18 protein-coding genes and 1 tRNA gene are annotated in these 22877 nt (G+C 70.6%); 7 read left to right on the forward strand and 12 right to left on the reverse strand.

Annotation, left to right across the window (positions count from 1 at the left end; genetic code table 11):
* Positions 1 to 81: 81 nt before the first annotated feature.
* Positions 82 to 1206: a 2-oxoacid:ferredoxin oxidoreductase subunit beta gene (locus QI633_RS02730; RefSeq protein ID WP_282428003.1), complete on the reverse strand. Its 1125-nt coding sequence runs from the start codon at positions 1204 to 1206 to the stop codon at positions 82 to 84.
* Positions 1203 to 3182 (reverse strand): 2-oxoacid:acceptor oxidoreductase subunit alpha, encoded by a 1980-nt coding sequence (locus QI633_RS02735; RefSeq protein WP_141800497.1) that lies wholly within the window; start codon positions 3180 to 3182, stop codon positions 1203 to 1205. Before QI633_RS02735 ends, QI633_RS02730 begins: the two co-directional genes overlap by 4 nt.
* A 365-nt stretch (positions 3183 to 3547) precedes the next feature.
* Here QI633_RS02735 and QI633_RS02740 point away from each other — a divergent pair, with 365 nt between their 5' ends.
* The 5 genes from QI633_RS02740 (at position 3548) to QI633_RS02760 (ending at position 7797) form a co-directional block, all read left to right on the forward strand.
* Complete coding sequence (locus QI633_RS02740) at positions 3548 to 4582, forward strand: extracellular solute-binding protein (RefSeq protein ID WP_282428004.1); 1035 nt, start codon at positions 3548 to 3550, stop codon at positions 4580 to 4582.
* Positions 4579 to 5427: a sulfate ABC transporter permease subunit CysT gene (cysT, locus tag QI633_RS02745; protein ID WP_282428005.1), complete on the forward strand. Its 849-nt coding sequence runs from the start codon at positions 4579 to 4581 to the stop codon at positions 5425 to 5427. The genes QI633_RS02740 and cysT overlap by 4 nt, the downstream gene beginning before the upstream one ends.
* The gene (locus QI633_RS02750) at positions 5420 to 6268 is read left to right on the forward strand and encodes a sulfate ABC transporter permease subunit (protein WP_141800494.1); all 849 of its coding nucleotides are present in this window, start codon (positions 5420 to 5422) and stop codon (positions 6266 to 6268) included. The genes cysT and QI633_RS02750 overlap by 8 nt, the downstream gene beginning before the upstream one ends.
* Positions 6265 to 7263: a sulfate ABC transporter ATP-binding protein gene (locus tag QI633_RS02755; RefSeq protein WP_141800493.1), complete on the forward strand. Its 999-nt coding sequence runs from the start codon at positions 6265 to 6267 to the stop codon at positions 7261 to 7263. Before QI633_RS02750 ends, QI633_RS02755 begins: the two co-directional genes overlap by 4 nt.
* A gap of 81 nt (positions 7264 to 7344) precedes the next feature.
* A complete protein-coding gene (locus tag QI633_RS02760; protein WP_282428006.1) occupies positions 7345 to 7797 on the forward strand; it encodes a hypothetical protein in 453 nt (150 codons plus the stop codon).
* Here QI633_RS02760 and QI633_RS02765 read toward each other — a convergent pair.
* From QI633_RS02765 to QI633_RS02780, 4 genes are all read right to left on the reverse strand, one after another.
* Positions 7751 to 8236, reverse strand: a complete 486-nt coding sequence (locus QI633_RS02765) for an SRPBCC domain-containing protein (RefSeq protein ID WP_282428007.1) — start codon at positions 8234 to 8236, stop codon at positions 7751 to 7753. The two genes, QI633_RS02760 and QI633_RS02765, sit on opposite strands and share 47 nt — an antisense overlap.
* 47 nt (positions 8237 to 8283) lie before the next feature.
* On the reverse strand, positions 8284 to 13602 hold the full coding sequence (locus QI633_RS02770; protein ID WP_282428008.1) for a sortase: 5319 nt from the start codon (positions 13600 to 13602) through the stop codon (positions 8284 to 8286).
* A gap of 235 nt (positions 13603 to 13837) precedes the next feature.
* The gene (locus QI633_RS02775; protein WP_282428009.1) at positions 13838 to 14614 is read right to left on the reverse strand and encodes a lytic murein transglycosylase; all 777 of its coding nucleotides are present in this window, start codon (positions 14612 to 14614) and stop codon (positions 13838 to 13840) included.
* Positions 14615 to 14618: 4 nt separating this feature from the next.
* Positions 14619 to 15110 carry a YajQ family cyclic di-GMP-binding protein gene (locus tag QI633_RS02780; protein WP_141800489.1) on the reverse strand — a complete coding sequence of 164 codons (492 nt, stop codon included), beginning with the start codon at positions 15108 to 15110 and terminating at the stop codon, positions 14619 to 14621.
* Positions 15111 to 15202: 92 nt separating this feature from the next.
* On the opposite strand from QI633_RS02780, the gene QI633_RS02785 reads away from it, so the two are divergent.
* A tRNA-Tyr gene (locus QI633_RS02785) sits at positions 15203 to 15284 on the forward strand.
* A gap of 63 nt (positions 15285 to 15347) precedes the next feature.
* Positions 15348 to 15860, forward strand: coding sequence for a nuclear transport factor 2 family protein (locus QI633_RS02790; protein ID WP_282428010.1), 513 nt, complete (start codon positions 15348 to 15350; stop codon positions 15858 to 15860).
* 3 nt (positions 15861 to 15863) lie between these two features.
* On the opposite strand, the gene QI633_RS02795 is transcribed toward QI633_RS02790, so the two are convergent.
* The 6 genes from QI633_RS02795 to QI633_RS02820 form a co-directional block, all read right to left on the reverse strand.
* The gene (locus QI633_RS02795) at positions 15864 to 17843 is read right to left on the reverse strand and encodes a hypothetical protein (protein WP_282428011.1); all 1980 of its coding nucleotides are present in this window, start codon (positions 17841 to 17843) and stop codon (positions 15864 to 15866) included.
* A gap of 22 nt (positions 17844 to 17865) precedes the next feature.
* A complete protein-coding gene (locus QI633_RS02800) occupies positions 17866 to 19245 on the reverse strand; it encodes a sugar transferase (RefSeq protein ID WP_282428012.1) in 1380 nt (459 codons plus the stop codon).
* Positions 19242 to 19745: a glycosyltransferase gene (locus QI633_RS02805; protein WP_141800485.1), complete on the reverse strand. Its 504-nt coding sequence runs from the start codon at positions 19743 to 19745 to the stop codon at positions 19242 to 19244. Before QI633_RS02805 ends, QI633_RS02800 begins: the two co-directional genes overlap by 4 nt.
* Positions 19742 to 20191 (reverse strand): UDP-N-acetylglucosamine--LPS N-acetylglucosamine transferase, encoded by a 450-nt coding sequence (locus QI633_RS02810; protein ID WP_141800484.1) that lies wholly within the window; start codon positions 20189 to 20191, stop codon positions 19742 to 19744. Before QI633_RS02810 ends, QI633_RS02805 begins: the two co-directional genes overlap by 4 nt.
* A gap of 109 nt (positions 20192 to 20300) precedes the next feature.
* Positions 20301 to 21728, reverse strand: coding sequence for a DUF222 domain-containing protein (locus tag QI633_RS02815; RefSeq protein ID WP_282428013.1), 1428 nt, complete (start codon positions 21726 to 21728; stop codon positions 20301 to 20303).
* Between the two features lie 478 nt (positions 21729 to 22206).
* Complete coding sequence (locus QI633_RS02820; protein ID WP_141801250.1) at positions 22207 to 22869, reverse strand: response regulator; 663 nt, start codon at positions 22867 to 22869, stop codon at positions 22207 to 22209.
* Positions 22870 to 22877 lie beyond the last annotated feature (8 nt).

Genomic DNA, 22877 nt, shown 5'->3' on the forward strand with positions numbered 1-22877 from the left:
CGGACCCCGTCCCGCGCAACGCAACGCGCCGCCGAGCTCAGCTCGGCGGCGCGTTGCGATTTCGTACGGCGGGGGACCGGGTCAGTCGATGGTCCAGGTGTCGCCCGCGTTGATGAGGGCGGTGAGCCGCTCCTCGGGGCTGCCCTGCGCCGCCGCGGCCTCGCTGGCGGTGGCGACCTGGGCACGGGCCTGGTCGTCGTACGTCGGGCGCTCGACCTGGCGGAAGATGCCGATCGGGCTCCGGTTGAGGTAGCCCGCGTCGGTGAGCCGCGAGATCGCGAACGCGGTCGACGGGTCGGGGCTCTGCGCGTCGTGGACGATGATCGCCTCGGTCGCCACGGACGCGGTGTCGGCGACCTCGACGCCGCCACCGGCGCCGCGCACCAGCGCCTTGTCGCCCAGGCCCGTGGCCTCGTCCCGCACGCCTAAGGTGATCGGCTCGCCGTGGGTGAGCGGGATCAGGGCGTGCGCGTTGTCGCGGTCCTTGATCGCGTCGAACGCGCCGTCGTTGAAGATCGGGCAGTTCTGGTAGATCTCGACGAGGCTGGTGCCGCGGTGGGCGGCTGCGGCGGCGAGGACGGCGGTGAGGTGCTTGCGGTCGGAGTCGATGGTGCGGGCCACGAAGGTGGCTTCGGCGCCGAGGGCGAGCGAGACCGGGTTGAAGGGGTGGTCGAGGGAGCCGACGGGGGTGGACTTGGTGACCTTGCCGACTTCGCTGGTGGGGGAGTACTGGCCCTTGGTGAGGCCGTAGATGCGGTTGTTGAACAGCAGGATCGTCATGTTGACGTTGCGGCGCAGGGCGTGGATGAGGTGGTTGCCGCCGATGGAGAGTGCGTCGCCGTCGCCGGTGACGACCCAGACCGAGAGGTCTTCGCGGGCGGTGGCGATGCCGGTCGCGATGGAGGGTGCGCGGCCGTGGATCGAGTGCATGCCGTAGGTGTCGAGGTAGTAGGGGAAGCGCGAGCTGCAGCCGATGCCGGAGACGAAGACGATGTTCTCGCGTCGTAGTCCGAGGTCGGGCAGGAAGGACTGGACGGCCTTGAGGACGGCGTAGTCGCCGCAGCCGGGGCACCAGCGGACCTCCTGGTCGCTGGAGAAGTCCTTCGCGGTCTGGGTCTCGCCCTCGGCCAGGGTGGGGACGAGCGCGGTGCCCACAGAATGACGCGTGGGCATGGGGAGATCGGTGCTTGTGGTGGGGGTGCTCATCGGACCGGAGCCTCCTCGTGGTCGGCAGGAAGGTTGAGGCCGTGCTCGCCGAGGTCGACCTCGCGACCCTCGGCGTCGCCGACCAGGACGCCGATGGCCTCGGCCAGCTCGGCGGCCTTGAGCGGCAGGCCGTAGACGTGGTTGTAGCCCTGGGCGTCGACGAGGTACTCCGCGCGCAGCATCTTGGAGAGCTGGCCGAGGTTCATCTCGGGGACGAGGACCTTGTCGTAGCCCTTCAGGATCTCGCCGAGGTCCTTGGGGAACGGGTTGAGGTGGCGCAGGTGGACCTGTGCGACGTTGTAGCCGGCGCGGCGGACGCGGCGGCAGGCGGCGCCGATCGGGCCGTAGGTCGAGCCCCAGCCGATCACCAGGACCTTCGCCTCGTCCGAGGGGTCGTCGACCTCGAGCGGCGGCAGGGAGTCGGCGATGCGCTGGATCTTCTCCTGGCGCAGCCGGACCATCTGGTCGTGGTTGGCCGGGTCGTAGGAGATGTTGCCGTGGCCGGTCTGAGGCGTGCCGGCCTTCTCGAGGCCGCCGATGCGGTGCTCCAGGCCGGCGGTGCCGGGGATGGCCCACGGGCGCGCCAGGGTGTCCTTGTCGCGGGCGTAGGGCCAGAACTCCTCGACCTGCTCGCCCTTGGCGTTGGTGGAGGTGTGGTTGGGCTCGGTGGCGAAGTTCGCCTCGATCTTCGGCAGCTCGTCGATCGACGGGATCGCCCACGGCTCGGAGCCGTTGGCGAGGTAGCCGTCGGAGAGCAGGAAGACGGGGGTGCGGTAGGTGATCGCGATCCGGGCGGCCTCGACCGCGGCGGCGAAGCAGTCGCCGGGCGACTGCGGCGCGACGATCGGGACCGGCGCCTCGCCGTTGCGGCCGTACATCGCCTGCAGCAGGTCGGCCTGCTCGGTCTTGGTCGGCAGGCCGGTGCTCGGCCCACCACGCTGGACGTTGACGACGACCAGCGGCAGCTCGGTCATCACGGCCAGGCCGATCGCCTCGGACTTGAGCGCGATGCCCGGGCCCGAGGTGGTGGTGATCGCGAGCTGGCCGGCGAAGGAGGCGCCGATCGCGGCGCCGATGCCGGCGATCTCGTCCTCGGCCTGCAGCGTGGTCACGCCGAACGCCTTGTGCTTCGACAGCTCGTGGAGGATGTCGGAGGCGGGGGTGATCGGGTACGAGCCGAGGAACACCGGCAGCTCGGAGCGCACGCCGGCGGCGACCAGGCCGTAGGACAGGGCCAGGTTGCCGGTGATGTTGCGGTAGGTCCCGGCGTGCATGCGGGCCGGCTTGATCTCGTACTGGACGACGAAGGTCTCGGTGGTCTCGCCGTAGTTCCAGCCGGCCTTGAAGGCCGCGATGTTGGCGCCGAGGATGTCGGGGACCTTGGCGAACTTCTTCTCGAGGAACGCGATGGTCGGCTCGGTCGGGCGGCCGTACATCCAGGACAGCAGGCCCAGCGCGAACATGTTCTTGGCGCGGGCGGCGTCCTTGCGGGACAGGCCGAACTCCTTGACCGCCTCGACGGTGATGCCGGTCAGGTCGACCGGCTGGACCTGGAAGCCGGCGAGGAGGTCGTCGACCTCGCCCAGCTTGTCGAGCGGGTTGGAGGTGTAGCCCGCCTTGTCGAGGTTGCGCTTGGAGAAGTCGTGCGTGTCGACGATGATCGTCGCCCCGCGCGGCAGGTCGCCCAGGTTGGCCTTGAGGGCGGCCGGGTTCATCGCGACCAGTACGTCGGGCCGGTCGCCCGCGGTGAGGATGTCGTGGTCGGCGAAGTGGATCTGGAACGACGAGACACCGGGGATGGTGCCCTGGGGCGCCCGGATCTCGGCGGGGAAGTTGGGCAGCGTCACCAGGTCGTTGCCGAACACGGCCGACTCCTGGGTGAACCGGTCACCGGTCAGCTGCATGCCGTCACCGGAGTCACCGGCGAACCGGATGATGACCCGGTCCAGCTGCTTGACCTGCTTGGTCTGGCTCACACCTGCTCCACTTCTCTCGACATCGACGTCGGCCGTGGGGAAGCGGCGACGGCGTCAGGTGGGTCGATTCTAGGATCAAACTAGAACACGTTCCACCTTTCGGTGAATGTCTTTCGTCGTCCCCTGCGGCCGGCGTGCGGCGCGGTTCTCGAAAACTCCTCACCACGATAGTCCGCCCTGCTCGCGTGCTCGGCCCCGTGCCGCCTGATGGGCCGTTCCTGGCGGCCAGGGGGCGTGTGACCTCTGTCATGTCGTCGATTTGTCTACGACCGAGTCGCTTAACTCGCTAATGTGTATTATTCCGATCTAGTTTGATGGAACCGGCCACCCGAGAGGCCGGCCCGAGCAAGCAAGGAATGGGTGCGATGAAGCGAGTTCTCAAGGCTGCGGCCCTGGCGATGACCGGCGCTCTGGCGCTGACCGCCTGCGCCAGCGCCGACGGCGGCAGCGGCGACGACAAGGGCTCGACGGTCAACATCGTCGGGTTCGCCGTCCCGGAGGCCGGCAACAAGGCCGCCGCGGCGGAGTTCAACAAGACCGAGGCCGGCAAGGACGTCACGTTCTCCGGCTCCTACGGCCCGTCGGGCGACCAGAGCCGCAAGGTCGCGGACACCAAGGGCAAGGACGTCGACTACGTCGTCTTCTCGCTCGAGCCCGACATGACCCGCCTGGTCGACGCCGGCCTCGTGGCCGACGACTGGAACGCCGGCCCCAACAAGGGCATCGTCTCCGAGTCGGTCGCTGTGATCGCCACCCAGAAGGGCAACCCGCTCGGCATCGAGGACTGGGACGACCTGACCCGCGACGACGTCAAGATCGTCACGCCCGACCCGGCCAGCTCCGGCTCGGCGAAGTGGAACATCCTGGCGCTCTACACCTACGCCAAGCAGAACGGCGCCACCGAGGAGCAGGCGGACGCCTTCCTCGAGAAGGTCTTCAAGAACGTCACCACCTGGGCCGCCAGCGGCCGTGAGGCGACCGAGGCGTTCAAGAAGGGTGTCGGCAATGTCTTGCTCACCTACGAGAACGAGGCGATCCTGGCCCGCCAGAACGGCGAGGACCTGGACTACATCGTCCCGCCGCACACCTTCCTCATCGAGAACCCGGGCGCAGTCCTGGAGAAGTCCGACCCGGCGGCCAAGGACTGGCTGGACTTCCTCCTCAGCGACGCCGGCCAGACCGCGTTCGTGGAGAAGGGCTTCCGCCCCGTCGGCGACCTCGACATCTCCGGCATCCAGGTCGAGGGTGCGAACGACCCGGGCAACCCCTTCCCGGCCCCGGCCTCGCTGAGCACCGCTGCCGACCTCGGCGGCTGGAGCGCCATCAACGCGGAGTGGTTCGGCAAGGACGGTGAGAAGCTCCGCTTCGACAAGCTGTACGCCGAAGCGACCAAGCAGTGACCGACACACTCGTCGCACCCCCTGGGCCGGCTCGCACGACGAGCCGGCCCAGCGGGCTGTTCCGCCTCACCCCCGCCTCGGGGGTGGGCCTGGGCGTGGCACTGGTCTGGTTCAGCGTCCTCGTCCTGCTGCCGCTCGCGGCGGTGGTGGGGGCCGCTGCCGCCGGCGGCTGGGAGGCGTTCTGGAACACGCTGACCGACGCGCAGACCTTCGCCGCGCTGCGCCTGACCGTCCTCGAGGCCCTGGGCGTCACCGTCGTCAACGCCGTCATCGGCACCGTCGTCGCCTGGGTGCTGGTCCGCGACCAGTTCTTCGGAAAGCGGATCCTCGACGTCGTCATCGACATCCCGTTCGCGCTGCCGACGATCGTCGCCGGCCTGGTCCTGCTCAGCCTGTGGGGCCCGGAGAGCCCGGTGGGGGTGAACATCGTGAACACCCGCCAGGGAATCTTCCTGGCGCTGCTCTTCGTCACGCTGCCCTTCGTCGTGCGCACGGTGCAGCCGGTCCTGCTCGAGCTCGACGCCGACGTCGAGGAGGCGGCGGCGTCGCTGGGCGCCTCGCGGCTCACCACCTTCCGCCGGGTCATCCTCCCGAGCCTGGTGCCGGCGATCGCGGCCGGCTCCTCGCTGGGCTTCGCGCGCGCGATCAGCGAGTTCGGCTCCCTGGTCCTCATCTCGGGCAACACGCCCTACGAGACCGAGGTCGCGTCGTTGAAGATCCTCAAGTTCCTCGAGGGGGACAACCAGGCCGGCGCGGCCGCGGTCGCCGTACTGCTGCTCGTCGTGGCGGTGCTGACGATCGTGGCCCTCGACGTCATCTCGCGGAGGGTGGCGCGCCGTGGCTGACACCCGACAGATCCGGGCCCGGCGCGGTCCGGTGGCCTACCTCCTGCGCACGCTGGTGATCGTCTACCTGGCGGTGCTGGTCATCTGGCCGCTCTACGAGGTCGGCAAGCAGACGTTCGCGCCGAGCAAGGTCGGTGCGGAGGGCGGCCTGTCCGCCTTCCTCGACCGGCTCAGCGACCCGTCGGTGACCTACGCCTTCAACCTCACCGGAACCGTCGCGTTCTGGGCGGTCCTGATCAACACCCTGTTCGGGGTGGGCATCTCGCTGCTCATCGTGCGCTACCAGTTCCCGGGCCGGCGCATCCTCTCGGTGCTCGTCGACCTGCCGATGTCGGTCTCGCCGGTGGTCGTCGGCCTCGCGCTGGTGCTGGCCTACAGCACCGGCAAGGGCTGGTTCGGTGAGGCACTCGAGTCGGTCGGCTTCTACGTCATCGGCACCACGCCGGGCCTGATCATGGCGACCGCCTTCGTCAGCCTGCCGCTGGTGATCCGGGAGATCGTGCCCGTGCTCGAGGAGATCGGCACCGACGCCGAGATGGCCGCCAGCAGCCTCGGGGCCAACGGCTGGCAGACCTTCCGGCGGATCACGCTGCCCAGCATCAAGTGGGCGGTCGTGTACGGCGTCGTGCTCAGTATGGCCCGCTCGCTCGGGGAGTTCGGCGCGGTCAAGATCGTCAGTCCCGGAGCCGAGTTCCGCGGCGAGACCGCCACCCTTCTCATCCAGAACCGTTACAACAACTACGAGGAGCCCACGGCGTACGCCGCCGCGTTCGTGCTCGTGCTCGCCTCCGTGCTGGCCCTCGTCGTCGTCTCCCTGATCCGCAAGGAGGATCACGCATGAGCATCGAAGTGAGGGGTGTCGGCAAGCGCTACGGCGACTTCGTCGCCCTCGAGGACATCAACGTCTCCCTGCCGACCGGCCAGCTGACCGCCCTGCTCGGGCCCAGCGGTGGTGGCAAGTCCACCCTGCTGCGCATCATCGCCGGCCTCGAGAGCGCCGACTCCGGCTCGGTCGAGATCGAGGGCACCGACGCCACGAGGCTGCCCCCGCAGAAGCGCAACGTCGGCTTCGTGTTTCAGCACTACGCCGTCTTCAAGCACATGACGGTCGCCAAGAACGTCGCCTTCGGCCTGGAGATCCGCAAGCGTCCCAAGGCCGAGGTGAAGGCGAAGGTCGCCGAGCTGCTCGAGCTCGTGCACCTCTCGCAGTTCGCGCACCGGCTGCCCTCCCAGCTCTCCGGTGGTCAGCGGCAGCGCCTCGCGCTGGCCCGCGCCCTCGCCGTCGAGCCCTCGGTGCTGCTGCTCGACGAGCCGTTCGGCGCCCTCGACGCGAAGGTCCGCAAGGAGCTGCGTGACTGGCTGCGCCGCCTGCACGACGAGGTCCACGTGACGACCGTGTTCGTGACCCACGACCAGGAGGAGGCCCTCGAGGTCGCCGACGAGATCGTGGTCATCAACGAAGGCCGGATCGAGCAGATCGGCAGCCCCGACCAGCTGTACGACGAGCCGGCCAACGACTTCGTGATGGGCTTCCTCGGCGCGGTGACCCGGCTCGGGCCGCTGGTCCTGCGGCCCCACGACATCGAGGTCGCGGTCGCGCCCGGCGTACCCGGCTCCTCGGCGGGCGTGGTCCAGCGCGCGCTGCGCGTCGGCTTCGAGGTGCGCCTCACCGTCGACGTCGAGGGGCAGGACGAGCCGGTCCTGGTCGTGCTCTCCCGCACCCACGCACGCGCGCTCGACCTGGAGCTCGGCAGCAGGGTCTGGCTGAGCCCGACGACCGGCGCGACGACGGTCCCGGTGCTCGGGGTTCCGCGGGAGGCGGTGGCCTCCGCCTGAGATGACCGGGCCGGCGCCAGCGCGCGTGCGTCGCGGCGCGTAGCAGGCGGCGTCGGCCCGGTCATCTCATAGTCTGGGCGCGTGAGCTATCTGCGGGCGACGCGGGTCCTGTGCTGGCTGCTCGGGATCGCGGTACTGGTGTCGGTCGTCCACTACGTCGACAACTACGTCAACTACGACGACTACCCGGTGCCGCCGGACGACGCGACCCTGCCGACCGTGACCAAGGCCCTGGTCGCGATCGGCTGGTTCGCCTTCACCGCGCTCGGGGCGGTCGGGCTGCTGCTGTGGTTCCGGCGCCACATCACCACCGCCGCGGTGTTCCTGACCGGCTACTCGGTCTCGGGACTGATCGGCATCGGCCACTACACGGTCCCCGGCGCCACCGACATGGTCTGGTGGCGCCAGGCACACGTGGTCGCCGACATCGTGTGCGGCGCCGCTGTGTTCGGTTTCGCGCTCTGGGCGGCGAAGAACTCCGACGAGCTCATCCCTCCCGGCGCGAGGAAGCCTCCCGCTCCGCCCGCTGCCTGAGCCCCTCGGCGTGGCGGCGGAAGCCGTCGGCCACCCGGCCGGGACCGGCGAGGCGGACGAGTGGTCCGCTGAACTCCTCGACGGTGTCGTACGTCGTGGGCCCGCCCGGGTGCTGCGTGAGGCGCTGGTGGCGCACCCCCCTGACCAGCCCGAGCCGCGCCGGCAGGCCCTCGTAGACGTAGGACATCAGCGCGGTCGTCGTACCGCTGACGGGGTCGGTGGTGGGGCCGTCCAGGGCGGTGATCCGCTCAGGTGAGCGGGTGCGGCGGCCGTTGGCCCACACGACGTGGAGCACGATCGGGTTGCCGACGGCGGCGGGCTGCGCGGTCTCGGCGCGCTCGACGAAGGGGTTCCACTCGCCGTAGCGCCCGGTGTCGGTCATGACGTCCCACACGACGGCGAGCGGGGCGTCGATGTCGATCTGCGCGGAGGGGTTCACGGGGTCATCATGGCCGAACCCGTGAACCCCTGCGCGCGCCAGAACATCTAGTCGATCAGCTTCAGGTAGGCCAGGCTGCGGTACCGGTACCGCCCACTCCCGTCGAGAGCCCAGCGGTTGCAGGTGGTCAGCACCAGCTGGGACGGGCCGAGGTTGCTCTGCAGCTCGGCCATCCGCTTCTCGGAGAGATTCAGCGGGGCCCGGGCGATCGACCGGGTCACCCGGTAGGTCAGCACCTTGCCCGACCCCAGCTCCACCTGCACGGTCGCGCCCTTGCGGAGCTTCGGCAGCCGGTTGCCCGCGGCCCAGCCGCTGCGGTTGGAGTGCAGCGCCACGAGGACCGAGCCGGGGCCACCGGGCTCGCCGTCGCCCCGCCAGAAGAAGGCCTGGCCGAGGGCGTTCCGGTTCAGCGGGACCCGCGGCGTCGCGGTCGCGCGCAGCTGGGCGGAGATCCCGGTCGACGGCACGCTCAGCCGGCCTCCGTCCCAGGCGGCCTGCCGCACACCGGTGGTCGGTGCCACCGCCTTGACCTTGCAACCGCCCTTCACCTTCGCCTTCGCCAGGACGGCGCCACCGTCCATGACGACCCGCACGACCTTGCCGATCCGCAGTCCGGTGAGGTGGATCTCGCGGGTCTGGCCGGGCTGCACCTGCGCGGTGCCGCGGACCTTCTTGCCCACCCGGACCCGGACCGTGCCCGGGATCGAGGAGGTGATCGGGTTGACCGCCGTCACGAGCGCCTCGCCGTACCGCCTGGTCACGCAGGCGGTCTTGACCGAGGCCTGCATCGACAGCTCGATGCCGCCGACCTGACCCGGCATGCAGACCTGAACCTGCTCGCCCGCGGACTGCTTGGTCTCCACGATGGTGGCGGTGTTGGTCCAGGTCTGGCACTGGCCGGGGACCGCCGACAGGGGCAGCGTGTAGTCGAACAGGGTCGGCTGGCCGCCGGCGTTCCAGTCCGCGGTGCCCAGCGTCGCCGGGGCGCCGACGGTGCCGGCCTTGTCGTCGGTGACGGTGACGGTCCGGTTCGTCTCGGTGTCCAGCACGAAGGCGACCGGCACCTGGGTCACGACCGGCGAGCCGGCGGCCCAGGCGATCGACACGGTGGCCGTGCCGTCGGCGTACCCGCTGTCGGGGAACGTGCAGGTGATCGGTACGGCGACCGTCTGGCCCGCCGGCACCGTCACCGGCGAGCCCGTCGCGACACAGGTGGCCGGGGCGTCGACGTCCAGCGTCACCGAGACGCCGGCGGACACGTCCTTGAAGTCGTTCGGGTTGGTCACCTGCACCGAGCCCGAGGCGGTCCAGCCGCTGTCGGTCGCCGCTCCCGGGATCGCCGCGACGACGTAGTGGGCGTTGGCCTTCCCGTCGACCCCGGCCTGGAGCTGGGTCTGGTCCGCCTCCTTGGTGATCGCCCAGGCGTAGGACCGGTCGAAGTCGCCGGCGAACGCGGCGGCGGCGGCCGGCGTCCTCACCACGCACAGCTCGACCGACTCGTCGGCGGACTGCTCGGCCTGCACGATCGTCGCGGTGTTGTCGTAGGTCGTGCACGTCCCGGCCACGCCCGACTTGGTGACGGTGTAGGTGTAGGAGAACGGACCGGCGTCCCAGGTGCTGGTGCCGAGCGGGTGGCTCGCCCCGGGCTCGGTCTTGTCGTCGACCACGTCGATCGACTTGTCGATCTCGTCGTCGACCTGGAGGGTCAGCGGCGCGGTGCCGGTGGCCGTCGCGTCCTCGTCGTCAGGGTCGGTCCAGCTCGCGGTCGCCGTGTTGGTGCCGGTGTACGCCGCGGGCTCGGCCCCGAAGGTGCAGGCGTAGCCGAGCTCCTCGGTCGCGCCTGGCGCGAGCTCGACGTCGGTGCCGCCGGTGACGGTGCAGACGCCGCCGGTCACGCCGGAGAGATCGTCGGTGACGTCGGCGACGATGGCCCCGTCGGCGTACGCGTTGGGGTTGTGCACGGTGATGGTGCCGTGCGCCTCCCAGCCGGAGTCGGCGTAGCCGTCCTTGGTGACGTCGACGGTGTAGTGGAAGTCGTGGCTCTGGCCGTCGCGGATCTCGACGGACGTCTCGTCGGCCGCCTTCGCGATCTTCCAGTGGTAGGTGCGGTCGTAGGAGCCGGCCGCGGTCTTGGTCACCTCGAGCGGCGCCTCCCGGCACACCTCCACCTTTTCGGTGGCGTTCTGGCCGGTCTCGGTGATGGTGGCGGTGTTGTCGTAGGTCTCGCAGACCCCGAGCGTGCCCGCGGGAGCCGTCCAGTCGTACTCGAAGGTGGTCGCCTGGGTGCCGTCGCCCCAGTCGGCGTTGCCGAGCGTGGTGTTCGGGGCCTTCGGATCGGTCACCGTGATCGTCTTGTCGACGTCGGTGACCTTGGCGAAGGACACCGGGACCTCGGTGGTGACGGTCTTGCCGCCGAAGGTCGCCGTGGCGGTGTTCGTACCGCTCGGGTGGGTGGTCACGTCACCGGCGCAGGTGTAGGGGACGACGGTGGTGTCGCCCGGGTCGACGGTGACGGCGGGGTCGCCCGTGATCGTGCAGGTCCAGCCGGCGACCCCCGAGACGTCGGTGATCGTCGTGTCCAGCGCCTTCGTGGCCGAGGGGTTCTCGACCGTGATGGTGCCGGTCCAGGACGCCGTTCCGTCGGTGAACCCGTCGGGGGTCGCGGTCACGCCGTAGTGGAAGGTCGCCGAGCCGTCGGGACCGATCTCGACGGAGTCCTCGTCGACGGTCTTGTCGAGCGTCCACCTGTAGGTGCGGCCGTACTCCGCCTTCACCGTCTTGGTGATCTCCGGGCGGCACACCTCGGTGGTGGCGGTGTCGGAGATCTGGGTCCCGGTGATGGAGACGACGTTGTCGTACGTCGTGCACGCGCCCGCCGCGAGCCCGGTGTCCAGCTGCACCTGGGCGTCGATCGTGACGGTGTGGCCTGTCTCGTTCCAGACGTCGACCCAGTTCAGGCTGGACGGGCTGAGGGTGACGGCCACCGGGTTGCCGCCCGCCTCGGTGATCGCGTCGACCAGGTCGATGTCCTTGTGGGCCGGCGTCTCGGTGGTCTCGCTGTCCTCGACCGCGTTGTCGTACGTCGCGGATCCGGTCGGCGAGAAGTACGTGGCCTTGTCCCAGGTGACGGTGACCCGGTTGGTGCCGTGGTAGTTGTCGGGCCAGGAGCCTGCGTCGATCGTGCAGGTGTAGTCGAGGTCGAGCGTGCCGTTCTTCGGGACCACGGCGTCGTCGCCTCCGGTGACGGTGCAGGTCACGTCGTCGCCGTTGAGGGTGAAGACGTCGGCCACGTCGGCGGTCACGTCCCAGTCGTTGGGGTTCTCGACGGTGATCGTGCCGTCGAGGATCGGGGCGGAGTCGGTGGTCGGCAGCGCCTGGACGTCGATCTGGTAGTCGACCGTGGTCTTGCCGTCGTCCCCGACGAAGACGCTCGCCGGGCCGGTCTTGTCCAGCGACCAGTTGTAGGTGCGGTCGTAGGCCACGGCGACGGTCTTCTCGACGGTCAGGTCGAGGCCCACGCAGACCTCGACCGACGCGTCGTCGTCGCGCGTCGTCGGCGTGTCCTTCTCGGTGAGCGCCGCGGTGTTGTCGTAGGTCGTGCACTCGCCCGGCTCGCCGGCGAGCTCGAGCTGGTAGGTGAACACCTTCTGGTGGTCGGTCATCGCCCAGACGTCGTCCCACGACAGGGTGCCGAGGGCGCCCTGGCGCGTGTCCGTCACGTCGACGGTCTCGTCGGTGCGGCTGGTGCGCGCGAAGGTGTAGTCCTTCGTCGCCACCGCGCTGCCCTGGGGTGCGTTGGCGGGGTCGTTGGCGTCGCTCTGCTGCTGCGGGTAGTCCGCGCGGCTCCAGGTGAGCGTCGCGGTGTTGGTGCCGCTCGGGCTGCCCGGTGCCTGCGCGTACGTGCAGGTGTAGCCGAGCGTGGTCGGCCCGGCTGCGAGGGTGCGCTGCTCACCGGGCGCGCCGGCGTCCGCGTCGGTGCCGGCGACCGTGCAGGCCGTGTTGTCGGCGAGCAGGTCGGTGACCGTGACGACCATCGGGCGGGGGTTGGGGTTGGTGATGCTCAGCTCACCGACGACCCGGTAGTCGCTGGTCTGCTCGGGGCCGGCGGTCACGGTGACCGTGTAGGTCGGCTTCGCGGTCGTGCCGTCGGGCACGTGCCACGCGGCCTGGTCGACGGTCTTGGTGATCGTCCAGTCGTAACGGGCGGCGTAAGACGCCTCGGCGGTCTTCGTGAGGGTCGGCGGCAGCCACTTGTGCGGGTCGGCGAAGTTGACCGTGACGCTCTCCGCCTCGTCGACGGTGACCTGCTGGGTCCGGTCGGCGGGTGGCGGAAGGAGCATGCCGGTCGGCGGCGCCGTCTCGGTCACGGTGTAGGTGCCGGGCTCGACCGGGTCGATCACGATCACGCCGTCGGCCGCGCCGTCGTCGTCGCCGGCCCCGCCGTCGGTCACCGTCAGCGTCGCCGCGGCGCTGCCCGGCGTCGGGTCCGGCGAGATCTGGAAGGTGGCGCCGGGGGCCGGGGCGCCCTGCGGGTCCCGCTTGTTGATGGTCAGCTTGCCGCAGGTGGACGGGACAGAGACGTCGGCAGCGACGTAGTCCTTGAGCGAGGCGTTGGGGGAGTCGGAGGTACGCGAGCGCATGTTGATGGTGCCGTAGTCGTTCGAGCAGGTGCCCGCGGGGAAGAGCATCGAGAGGTTCAGGGACCCTTCGCCGAAGATCTTGTCGCCGCTGATCGCGCCCTCGAACGCGCTCGCCGGCACGGGGACCTCGCACCAGCCGGCGCCCGGCGAGTAGCCGGACACCTCCGTGCAGTTGGCGCCCCAGTCGGGGCTGCTCTTCAGCGTCCACAGGTAGGCGTGCACGATCTGGAAGTCGCCGTTGCCGCCCTGCTGGACGTCGAGCATCAGGTCGTTGACCGAGCGGACCGGACGCGCCGGCAGCCCAGGCATGTTGTCGAGCTGGTTGAACTCGATGTCGTAGTTCACGGTGCCCTGGGTGGCTGCGCGCTGGAAGGCGAAGTAGGCGAACACCTCGCCGTTGAGGGTCGCGGTGTGGACCCAGGCGTCGGTGAAGTCGTCCTTCTGGGGAGCGACCGCGTCGGCGGCCTGCCAGGTCGACGGGTGGTTGTCGAAGTCCTTCGGGTTCTTGTACTGGGTCGGGTCGTCGGCGCCGTCGACGAGATGCTGACCGGTGGTGTCCCAGTCGAGCCCGGTGCCGTCGACGGTGGTGTTGCCGTCGATCTCGAACCCACCGAACAGGCCCATCGCCACGGTCGACGCCACGCGCGCGGACGCCGGTGCCGCGGCCGCTGCAGGTGCTGTGGCCGGTGCCACGGCCGCCGGGAAGGCGACCGAGACGCAGGCCATGGTCGTCGCGACTACCAGTCCTCGCCGGAAAAACGACATGCCGATCGTCCCCCACGACACATCGGCCCGAGAACGGCGCCAGGACCGCTCCGACGGTCGAACCTGAGCCACCGGTCCCTCCGGCGACGGTTCCCCGTGCGACGCAACCTCCGATCGGGTGCGTCAGCTGGGACCTTAGGCCCGGGTCCGACCGCGTCGTGTCGATTTGTCGACAGTGCTGAGTTAAATCTCGCGCTCACGCTGGCGCGGAGCGCGCGGCGTACACGTTGGCCAGGTCGGCGATGTCGGTGACGTAGGCGTCGGAGTGGTTGAAGCTGAAGATCGCGCGCCGCCAGGTGTCGGGGTCGGCGAGGTCGCCCGCGTGGCACAGGTAGCGCGCGGCCGCGAGCGCCGCGTCGTCGATCTGGTTCGGGTCGGCGACCCCGTCGCCGTTGCCGTCGGCGCCCCACGTCGCCCAGGTCGAGGGGATGAACTGCAGCGGTCCGATCGCGCGGTCCCAGGTGGCGTCGCCGTCCATCGCGCCGCCGTCGGTGTCGTGGACGGCGCCGAACGCGCCCCCGTCGAGCACCGGCCCGAGGACCTGCGGACGTGGCACGCCGTCCTCGCCCAGCACCGAGCCGTGCACGCTGCCATGGGTGGACTCGATGCCGCCGATCGCGGCGATGCTGTTCCACGCGACCCGGCAGCCCGGCTGCTCGGCCGCGACCTGCAGGTGCGCTCGTGCGTACGCCGCCAACGCCCGCGCCGGGATGCCGGTCTGCGCCGCCACCCGGGCCAGCCAGGCGGCGTCGGGCCGGTACGGGTCCGGCGCGGTCGCGGGCGCGGCGGGGGCGGCGGGGGCCGGCGGGACCCCGGTGAGCGCCGGCGCCGGGGCCTGCGCCGCCGGGTCCGGCAGCGGTGGGCGACGCGAGCCGGCGTCGTACGCGAACGCCACGCCGACGCCGATCACCAGCGCGATCGTGACGACCGCGAGGGAGACCGCGCCGACCAGGTAGCGGTCCGGCCGGGGCATCGGGTCAGCGGTAGTTGGTGAACTGCACCGCGAAGTCGTAGTCCTGCGCCTTGACCAGGGCCTGCACGGCCTGCAGGTCGTCGCGCTTCTTGGACGAGACGCGCAGCTCGTCGCCCTGGATCTGCGCCTTGACGCCCTTCGGGCCCTCGTCGCGGATCAGCTTGGACACCTTCTTGGCGTCCTCGGAGCTGATCCCCTCCTTGAGGGTGATCCCGATCTTGGAGACCTGGCCGGACTGGCGCGGCTCGGAGGCGTCGAGGATCTTCAGCGACTGGTTGCGCTTGATCAGCTTGTCCTGGAAGACGCTGAGCACGGCGCTGGCCCGGTCGTCGGCGGACGCGCTGATCTCGATCGCGTGCTCGCCCTTCCACTCGATGGTGGCGCCGGTGCCCTTGAAGTCGAAGCGGGTCGAGATCTCGCGCGCCGTCTGCCCGAGCGCGTTGTCGACCTCCTGGCGGTCGATCTTGGAGACGATGTCGAACGAGGAGTCGGCCATGGGTGTCACCTGCTGATTCGGAGGGGTCAGTCCTGCTGCGCTATTGTTCCGCGTAGAGGTCCGGTCGCCAAAAGCGGTCCGGATCGCACCGAGGCAGGTTGCCCGAGCGGCCAATGGGAGCGGACTGTAAATCCGTCGGCTTTGCCTTCGAAGGTTCGAATCCTTCACCTGCCACGGCACGAACCGCCCCTGGCCCGCGGAGACGCGGACCGGGGGCGGTTTGCTTTACTCGCCGTCGTGACAGACGCCGACCGCCGCGACATCCACGACACCGTGCTCCGCTACTGCCGCGCGGTCGACAGGCTCGACTACGCCGGCATCCGGGCGGTGTACGCCGAGGACGGCGTCGACCACCACACCGGGTTCAGCGGGCCGGCCGACGACTACGTCGCCTGGCTGCGCGAGGTGCTGCCCCGGCTCGACGGCACCATGCACGTCATCGGCAACCACCTCGCCGAGGTGGCGGGCGACGAGGCGGTCGCCGAGACGTACGGCACCGCCGTGCACTGGGGGACGCCGTCGAGCGACGCGCGGCGCAACTTCACCACCGGCTTCCGGTACGTCGACCACTTCGTCCGCACCCCCGCCGGCTGGCGGATCCGGGAGCGGTACGCCGTGCGGGAGTGGACGCGCAGCGACGCGGGCCGGCTGCTCGCGCCGGAGGGCGCCGGCCCCCGCGGCAGCCGCGACGGGAGCGATCCGCTCGCCGTCGTGCGGCAGGCCGTGCTCGGGGACCGCGCCGTCCGCTGATGGCTACGGCCGTGCCTGGAACGGGAACAGCGCTCGTGACGCCCAGCCCGACCCGGACGGTGCGATAGGGGTGGCGGTCCCGGCGACCGCTCCGGTGGGCGTCCAGTCGGCCCGCGTCAGCGAGCCGTTGGTGCCGGCGAACCAGAGCTTCCCGTCGGCGACGAAGGCGCCCCGCATGCCGCTGTAGCTGGCGCCGGTGACCGACGGGAAGGTGTACAGCTGCTGGCCGACCACGCCGGACTCGATCTCGAAGCCGCGGCGGAACAGCTGGGACGAGCCGGCCTTGGTGAAGTAGATCCAGCCGCGGTCGTAGAAGAGGCTGGTGAGGTTGGGGACGTCGCCGTTGTGCCAGTCGGACTGGGGGACGAGCTGGTCGGCGGCGTTGATCGTGACCGGTGCGCCGTACGTCGTCCCGTCGAAGGTACGACGCGTCAGCGTGCCGTTGGCGTAGGCCGTGTAGAGGTCGCCGTTGACCATGAACGCGCCGACCGTCGTGCCCCAGCCGGTGCCATTGGGGGCGTCGGTGGGGACCGTGGCCGTGGTCCCGTCGAATCCGACGCTGACCAGCTGGGAGCCCCCGCTGGCGACCCGGTAGATGGTGGCAGGCAGCGTCGCGACCTGACGGACCGGCAGGGTCGCGCCGGAGGAGAGCGGCACGAAGGCGACCTTGCGGTGGGTCTCGTTGGCGAACACGTCGGTGTCCGAGCCCACGAAGAGGCCCTCGGGCGTGGCGACCATGTCCTTGACGCCGACGCCGAGGGTGCGGGTCGGGTTCCAGGAGTACGGCATACCGTTGGCGACGTCGAGGGCTCCGATGCCGGGTCGGGACACGGCGCCCTGACCGGCGGCGTCACCGCGGGTGGGGTTGTTCTGCCAACGCATGTGGCCGCCGACGTAGACGACGTCGGCCGTCACCTCGGTGTCCCAGGTGGTGTCGCCACCGGTGTAGGCCACCCAGGTGGGGCGGACGTTCGTGCCGGTGGCGGCGGACTCGTAGCGGGCAACCAGGTCGCAGCCGCTGGTGCCGGCGACACTTGCGGAGCCGCCGTACGCGCCGGTGGTCGAGACGATGAAGAAGCTGCCGTCGGGTGAGAACTCGACGTCGGTCATGTAGGTCTCGAACGAGGAGCTGCACGCGGACTCGTACTGCGTCGTGTAGTAGTTCGCGAGCGCCATGCTCGGTCCGCCGATGTCGAGGACGGCGAGCTGGTGGCGGCGCACGCCGTTGACCGTGTTGAAGTTGCCGACCAGGACCAGCCTGCTGTTGGCCGGGTCGGTCGCGATCTTCTGGACGTTGGTGATGCCGCCGTTGTGAACGCCGGCGATCACGCCGGTGTAGTAGGGATCGCGGGCTCCGGTGGTGGCATTGAGCGTGCCGAGAGCGGCGCTCGGCCGACCCTGCAGGTGCGTGAACTTCCCAGCCACCCACAGTCGGTTGCCGGTGACCGAGAGGTCGCGCACCTGGCCGTTGATGGTGCCCGGCTGGAAGGTCGCGATCCGGGTGCCCGTGGCGACGTCTGCCTCGTAGAGCCGGCTGACCGAGACGCTCGCGCCGCCGGACCTCACGCTCGTGAAGGCGCCGCCGACGTAGACCGACGTCCCGTCGGCCGCCGGTGCGAGTGTGTAGACGCGGTCGTTGGGGTTGGGGACGAAGGAGGTGGACACCTGTCCCGTGAACGCGTTGAAGGCGAACAGGTTCACCCGCGCGATGTCGGTCGAGCTGCCCGCGTTGCGGACCCGGGTGAACGTGCCACCGACCAGCACCATGTCACCGACCCGGGCCATCGCGTAGACGGCGCCGTCCATGACGTGCGGGGTGAAGGCGACCGGGTCGGCGTCGACGATCCGACCTGTCTGCGGTGCCGCGTTGCCGGTGTCGGCGGCGCGGGCAGCGGGTGCGATCGGCCCCGTCAGGTAGGTGATGACGACGATCCCCACGGCAAGCAGCAGGGTGGTCGTCCTGCGAGCGGTCCCAGTTCCCATCGGACGTTCTTCCTCTCGACTCTCAGTAGGCGCCTCGGCCGCCGAGGACGGCTCCGGCAGTGCGGAGCAGGATCCGGACGTCCAGCAGCAGCGACCAGTTGTCGACGTACTGCTGGTCCAAGCGCACCGTCTCTTCCCACGAGAGGTCGGAGCGGCCGGAGACCTGCCACAGACCGGTGATCCCGGGACGTACGACCAGCCGGTGCCGGACGTCGGGGAGGTACGCCGCCACCTCGGCCGGCAGCGCCGGGCGCGGCCCGACGAGCGACATCTGGCCGAGCACCACGTTGATCAGCTGTGGGAGCTCGTCGAGCGACGTACGACGCAACCACCGGCCTACGCGGGTGATCCGCGGGTCCCGGTGGATCTTGAACAGGGGGCCGCTGGCCTCGTTGAGCTCGACCAGGTCGGGCGCCGCTGTCGCGGCGTCGCAGCCCATGGTGCGCAGCTTCCACATCGTGAAGGGCGCGTCGTTCCGGCCGATCCGGGTCTGCCTGAAGAAGGCGGGGCCGGGTGAGTCGAGCCGGATCGCCAGTGCCAGCGCCAGCAGGACGGGCGACAGCACGAGCAGGGCGAGCGCGGCGACGGCCCGGTCGAGCACGTGCTTCACGATGTGGGAGGGGCCCAGGCGACGGGGCGCGCCGAGGTGGAGCAGCGGCAGCTGCTCGCCCAGGTCGAGCCGGGTGCGCCCGGCCGGGGAGGTGAGCAACCCGGTCCACACGAAGATCGCGACGCCGTCGTCCTCCAGGCTCCAGCACAGGCGTTGCAGGTCGGCGGCGGGGACGTTCGGGTCCGGCGCGAGGATCACTGCGTCGGCGCTGGTGTCCCGGGCGGTCCCGGCGCAGGTGGCGAGGTCGCCCGCCCCGACCACGTCGAAGCGGTGGGTCAGCGACGTCCCGAGCCGCTCGAGCAGGCGGGGCAGGGTGTCCGGGGTGCCGGCGACGACGACGCGGTGGCTCACGCCGCTGAGCCGGACGCCGCTGCGGGCCGCGACGGCCATCGCCCCGCGGGCGACCGCGCCGAGTCCCGCGCTGGTCAGGCAGACCACGGCGACGATGCCGGCGGACAGGGGGTAGCCGACCAGGTCGGCGACCAGCAGGGCGCCGGTCGGCAGCACCAGCGCGGCCACTACGACCCGGCGGCAGCGGGCGCCGAGGTGCCCGGGCAGCTGGTAGTCGCCCGTGGCGCACACCGCGACCACCCACATCGGAACGAACAGGAAGGCCGGACCTACGCGGGAGATCGCGTCGGGAACCAGGCTCGCGACGAGGACGACGACCAGCGCGGCCACCGCGTCGGCAGCGGCGAGCAGGCGCCCGGCGCGGTGCAGCGGGGCCGTCGCCCGGGACACCCCGTGCTCGGTCGTCACCACCGCCGTCGTGCGGGTACCCAGGACAGTCATCGGTGCACGAGGTCCTCGACCAGCGCCTCGAAGCGGGCGAGCGTGGGGGAGACCCGGTGCTCCGTCGGGACGTGGTGACCGGTCAGCACCGCGAGCGAGAGCCGGGTCGCGAGCTCGTCCTCGTCGTACGCCGTCACGACCAGGCCGGTCCGCGAGACGAAGCGCGCGAACCGCTGCTGGTGGTCGTCGACGTGCTCACCCTGGTACGGGTCACGCGGTACGACGACGGGAAGGTGCCCGTGCTCGCGGGCATCCATGATCGAGCCGGGCCCGCCGTGGGTCACCACCGCGTCAGCCCGGTCGAGCAGGTCGGCCATCGCGCCCGGGCCGAGGAGGGACGTGCCTGTCAGTCCGTCGGGCAGTGCTGTCGAGCCGTGCTGCACGTGGAAGCGGAACATCCGCTGCTCGGCCAGGCTGCCGACCCAGCGCAGCAAACGGTCGAACGGGTGGTGGTCGGTGCCGAGGAAGACCGCGACCAGCGGCGGCTGGTCGGGCGTCACCACAGCTCTCCGACCAGGACCGAGGAGCGGTAGAGGTGCTGCTGCTCGGGCCACTGCACGAGGAACAGGTCGGTGGCCGGCCGGCACAGCTTGCCGGTCAGCGTGCGGGTCTCGACCCGGTCGTAGACCTCGAGGTAGATCGACGACGTCTGCCGCCGGTGGCGCAGCCAGAAGTAGGGCACGGCCACCGCGGCACCGGTGGAGACCACCACGTCGGGGCCGAAGTCGTCGAGCACGTGGTGCGCCTGGACGGAGTTGCGCGCGAGGTTGACCAGGTTGCGGGTCGTCGGGTGGTGCGCCCAGGTCACGCTCTCGCCCTCGAGCTTCGCGACGGCGTCGGCGGTGTCGAAGGTGACCCAGTGCCGGTCGTGCTTCTCCCACCACGGGCGCAGGCACATCAGCTGGGCGAGATGACCTCCTGAGGAGGAGACGAGAAGCACCCGCATGACGCACTCCCGGAGCTTGGTGGCTGACGGCGATGCCCCGACCTTAGGGAGGTGCCGAGGGGCTGACATGCCCCAAATACGGCATGTCTGGGGCTTCGCTCGGTCGGCGTCAGGCGGCGTAGTCGTCGGCGAGGACGATCGCCTGCTGGGCGTGCGCCTGGTACTCGGCCTGGGTGATGGGTCGGGTGCCGCCGCCGGTGACGAGGCGGTAGAGGCCGTGGGGTGTGCCCCAGATCCACTTGTCGGGTCCGAGCTGCAGCACCGTGTAGCCGGGCACGTGGGTCTTGGCTCGGTGGTGGTGCCGGGTGAGTGGGGTGTCGTTGTGATCACCGGTCTGGCCGGGTGGTCCGTGCTTGTCGTAGGCGACGGTGTGGTCGTGGTCCGGTTGCCGGCCGTTGCGCGTGAAGAGGCTGGTGGCGTGGGGGAACACGTCTCCGACGGTGCGTAGCTGGGTGCGGTGCTTGACGTCGGTGGGGTGTTCGTAGCCGTTGACCGACCGTCCGGTGTGGAGGTCGATGACGGGCTGCACTCTGATGGTCGCGTGGCGACCCAGGAGGTCGCTCACCTGGGTGAGGAGTCGTGGGCCGAGGCTCTCGACGCGGGCGAGGGGTCCGAGGGCGCCGGTGTCGTCGAGCGCGACGTGCACGACGATCTCCGCGGACCGGCGGGGGTCTCGTGACGGTTGCTGCGCAACCTCCTCGACCTCCGAGGTGCCCGGGGTGTCGTCGATGCCGTTCAGGAACGCGAGCACGGCGGCCGGGTCGGCGAGCATCGCGAACGCCTCGGCCCGCCAGTGATCCATGCCCAGCGGCTCGGCACCCTCAGGCACGTCGGCGTGCTCGGCCAGAGCGGCAGCGAGGTCCTCGACCGCTTCCTGGTGGGCCAGGGCATCGGCCTCGTCGAGCCGCGCGAACACCGTCCCCACACCAGCCTGATCGCTGTCCTCGCCGACCTGGGCCCCGGGACGGGGCTTGGGGTACCAGACACCCTTCTGGTTCTGGTTCTCCTTGACCCGCGCGGCGTGGGCGACCGGGTCGGCCTCGATCACCTTGGCCTCCGCGATGGCGAGGATCCGCGACGGCGCCTGGTCCAACGCGGCAGCGACAGCCTCGTCGACGATCCGGATCTGGTTGCGGTCGAGGGTGCGGGACATCCGTGCGACCCGCCGCACCACCCACACCTCGCACCGTCCCTCGCGGATCCCGGCCCAGGTCTGCGGGAGGCGGTGGCGCAGGTCGAACGCGTCGGCCAGGGCGCCACGGGTCGCGAGCACGTGCTCGTGCCGGGCGATCGCCATCTCCACCAGTGCGAGGTCGGCGACCTCCGGAGTCCCGTCCCCACCCAGGGTGATGAGCCGCGGACCGCCGTACCGGACCAGTACCGCACCGGGCTCGGCCTGCGGGTCACCCGAGTGCAGGTCGGCCCAGGCGAGCAGCAGCTCCAGCTTGCGGACCTCGAGAAGCCTGGCCTCCCGGACACTGTCCTCGGCCGCGTGGAGCAGCTGCTCCGGCGTGGCATCCGAGAGGTCCGAGATCATGCGCCGATTCTATCGCACATATGTTCGAATAACGAGGCCCGTCGCGGACTTTCCCCTTGTTTCTACGGGGTTTTCGACCACGCGCGAACTCTGACCCGACCGCCGAACCCGGCCATCTCCCGACCGTCCTCGTTGCGGCCTTTCGGAACGCAACCGGCTACGCACCCGAAGGCCCGCGGACAGTTCGCGCAAACGGCCCAGGTGGTTTCGAGGCTCGTCGCTGGCGCTCCTCGCACCTCGACCATCGGACGAGGTCGGTTGCGGTGGTCTCGTGACGGTCGCTGCGCGACCTCCTCGACCTCCAGGCGTGGACCGTCGCCCGACCGCGGAACCCAGTCACCACCCGACCCTCCTCGTCGCTGTCTTTCGGAACGCAACCACTGACGCAACCGAAGCCCACGGACAGTTCACACGAATAGCCCAGGTGGTTTCGAGACTCGTCGCTGGCGCTCCTCGCACGTCAACCACCGCGAGACCCTCAGCCCTGCGGCGGGTGCCAGCCGACCTTGTACGCCGCACCGACGGCGGCGAGCTGGGAGCTCATCTCCAGCTTGGCCAGGATCGACTTCACCTGGGTGCGGACGGTGGCCTCGGACACCACGCTGGTGCGGGCGATCTCGCGGACCGGTGCGCCGCGCATGAGGGCGCCGAGCACCTCCATCTCGCGCCGGGTCAGCCGGTCGAGCCGGGTCCGGATGTCGCGGACCTCGTCGCGGTCGTGAAGGGCGATCTCGATCAGGGAGCCGCGTTCCTGGGCGTTCATCAGGGGCAGGCCGTCGCGGGCCCGGCGGACCGTGGCGACGACCTCGTGCAGCGGACAGGTCTTCACGAGCACCGCCTTGGCGCCGCGGCGCAGGCACTCGCCGCGGCGGGCGCTCTCACCGCTGCCGGTCACCACGACGACGGCGATCCCGGCGGCGGCCAGCGGCGTGATCAGCCGCATGCCGTCGCCGACGCGTCCCAGGTCGAGGTCGAGCAGGATCACCCGGGGCGCGCTGCGCAGGGCGGTCGCGAGCACGGTGGCCAGGGTGGTGTGCTCGTCGGTCAGGTCGATCCGGCGTACGCCGTACCCCTCGGCCTCGAGGGTCAGCGAGACCGACTCCGCGAACAGCGCGTGGTCGTCGATGATAGTGATCCGCATGGGGCGCG

Source organism: Nocardioides sp. QY071 (assembly GCF_029961765.1).
Classification (GTDB): domain Bacteria; phylum Actinomycetota; class Actinomycetes; order Propionibacteriales; family Nocardioidaceae; genus Nocardioides.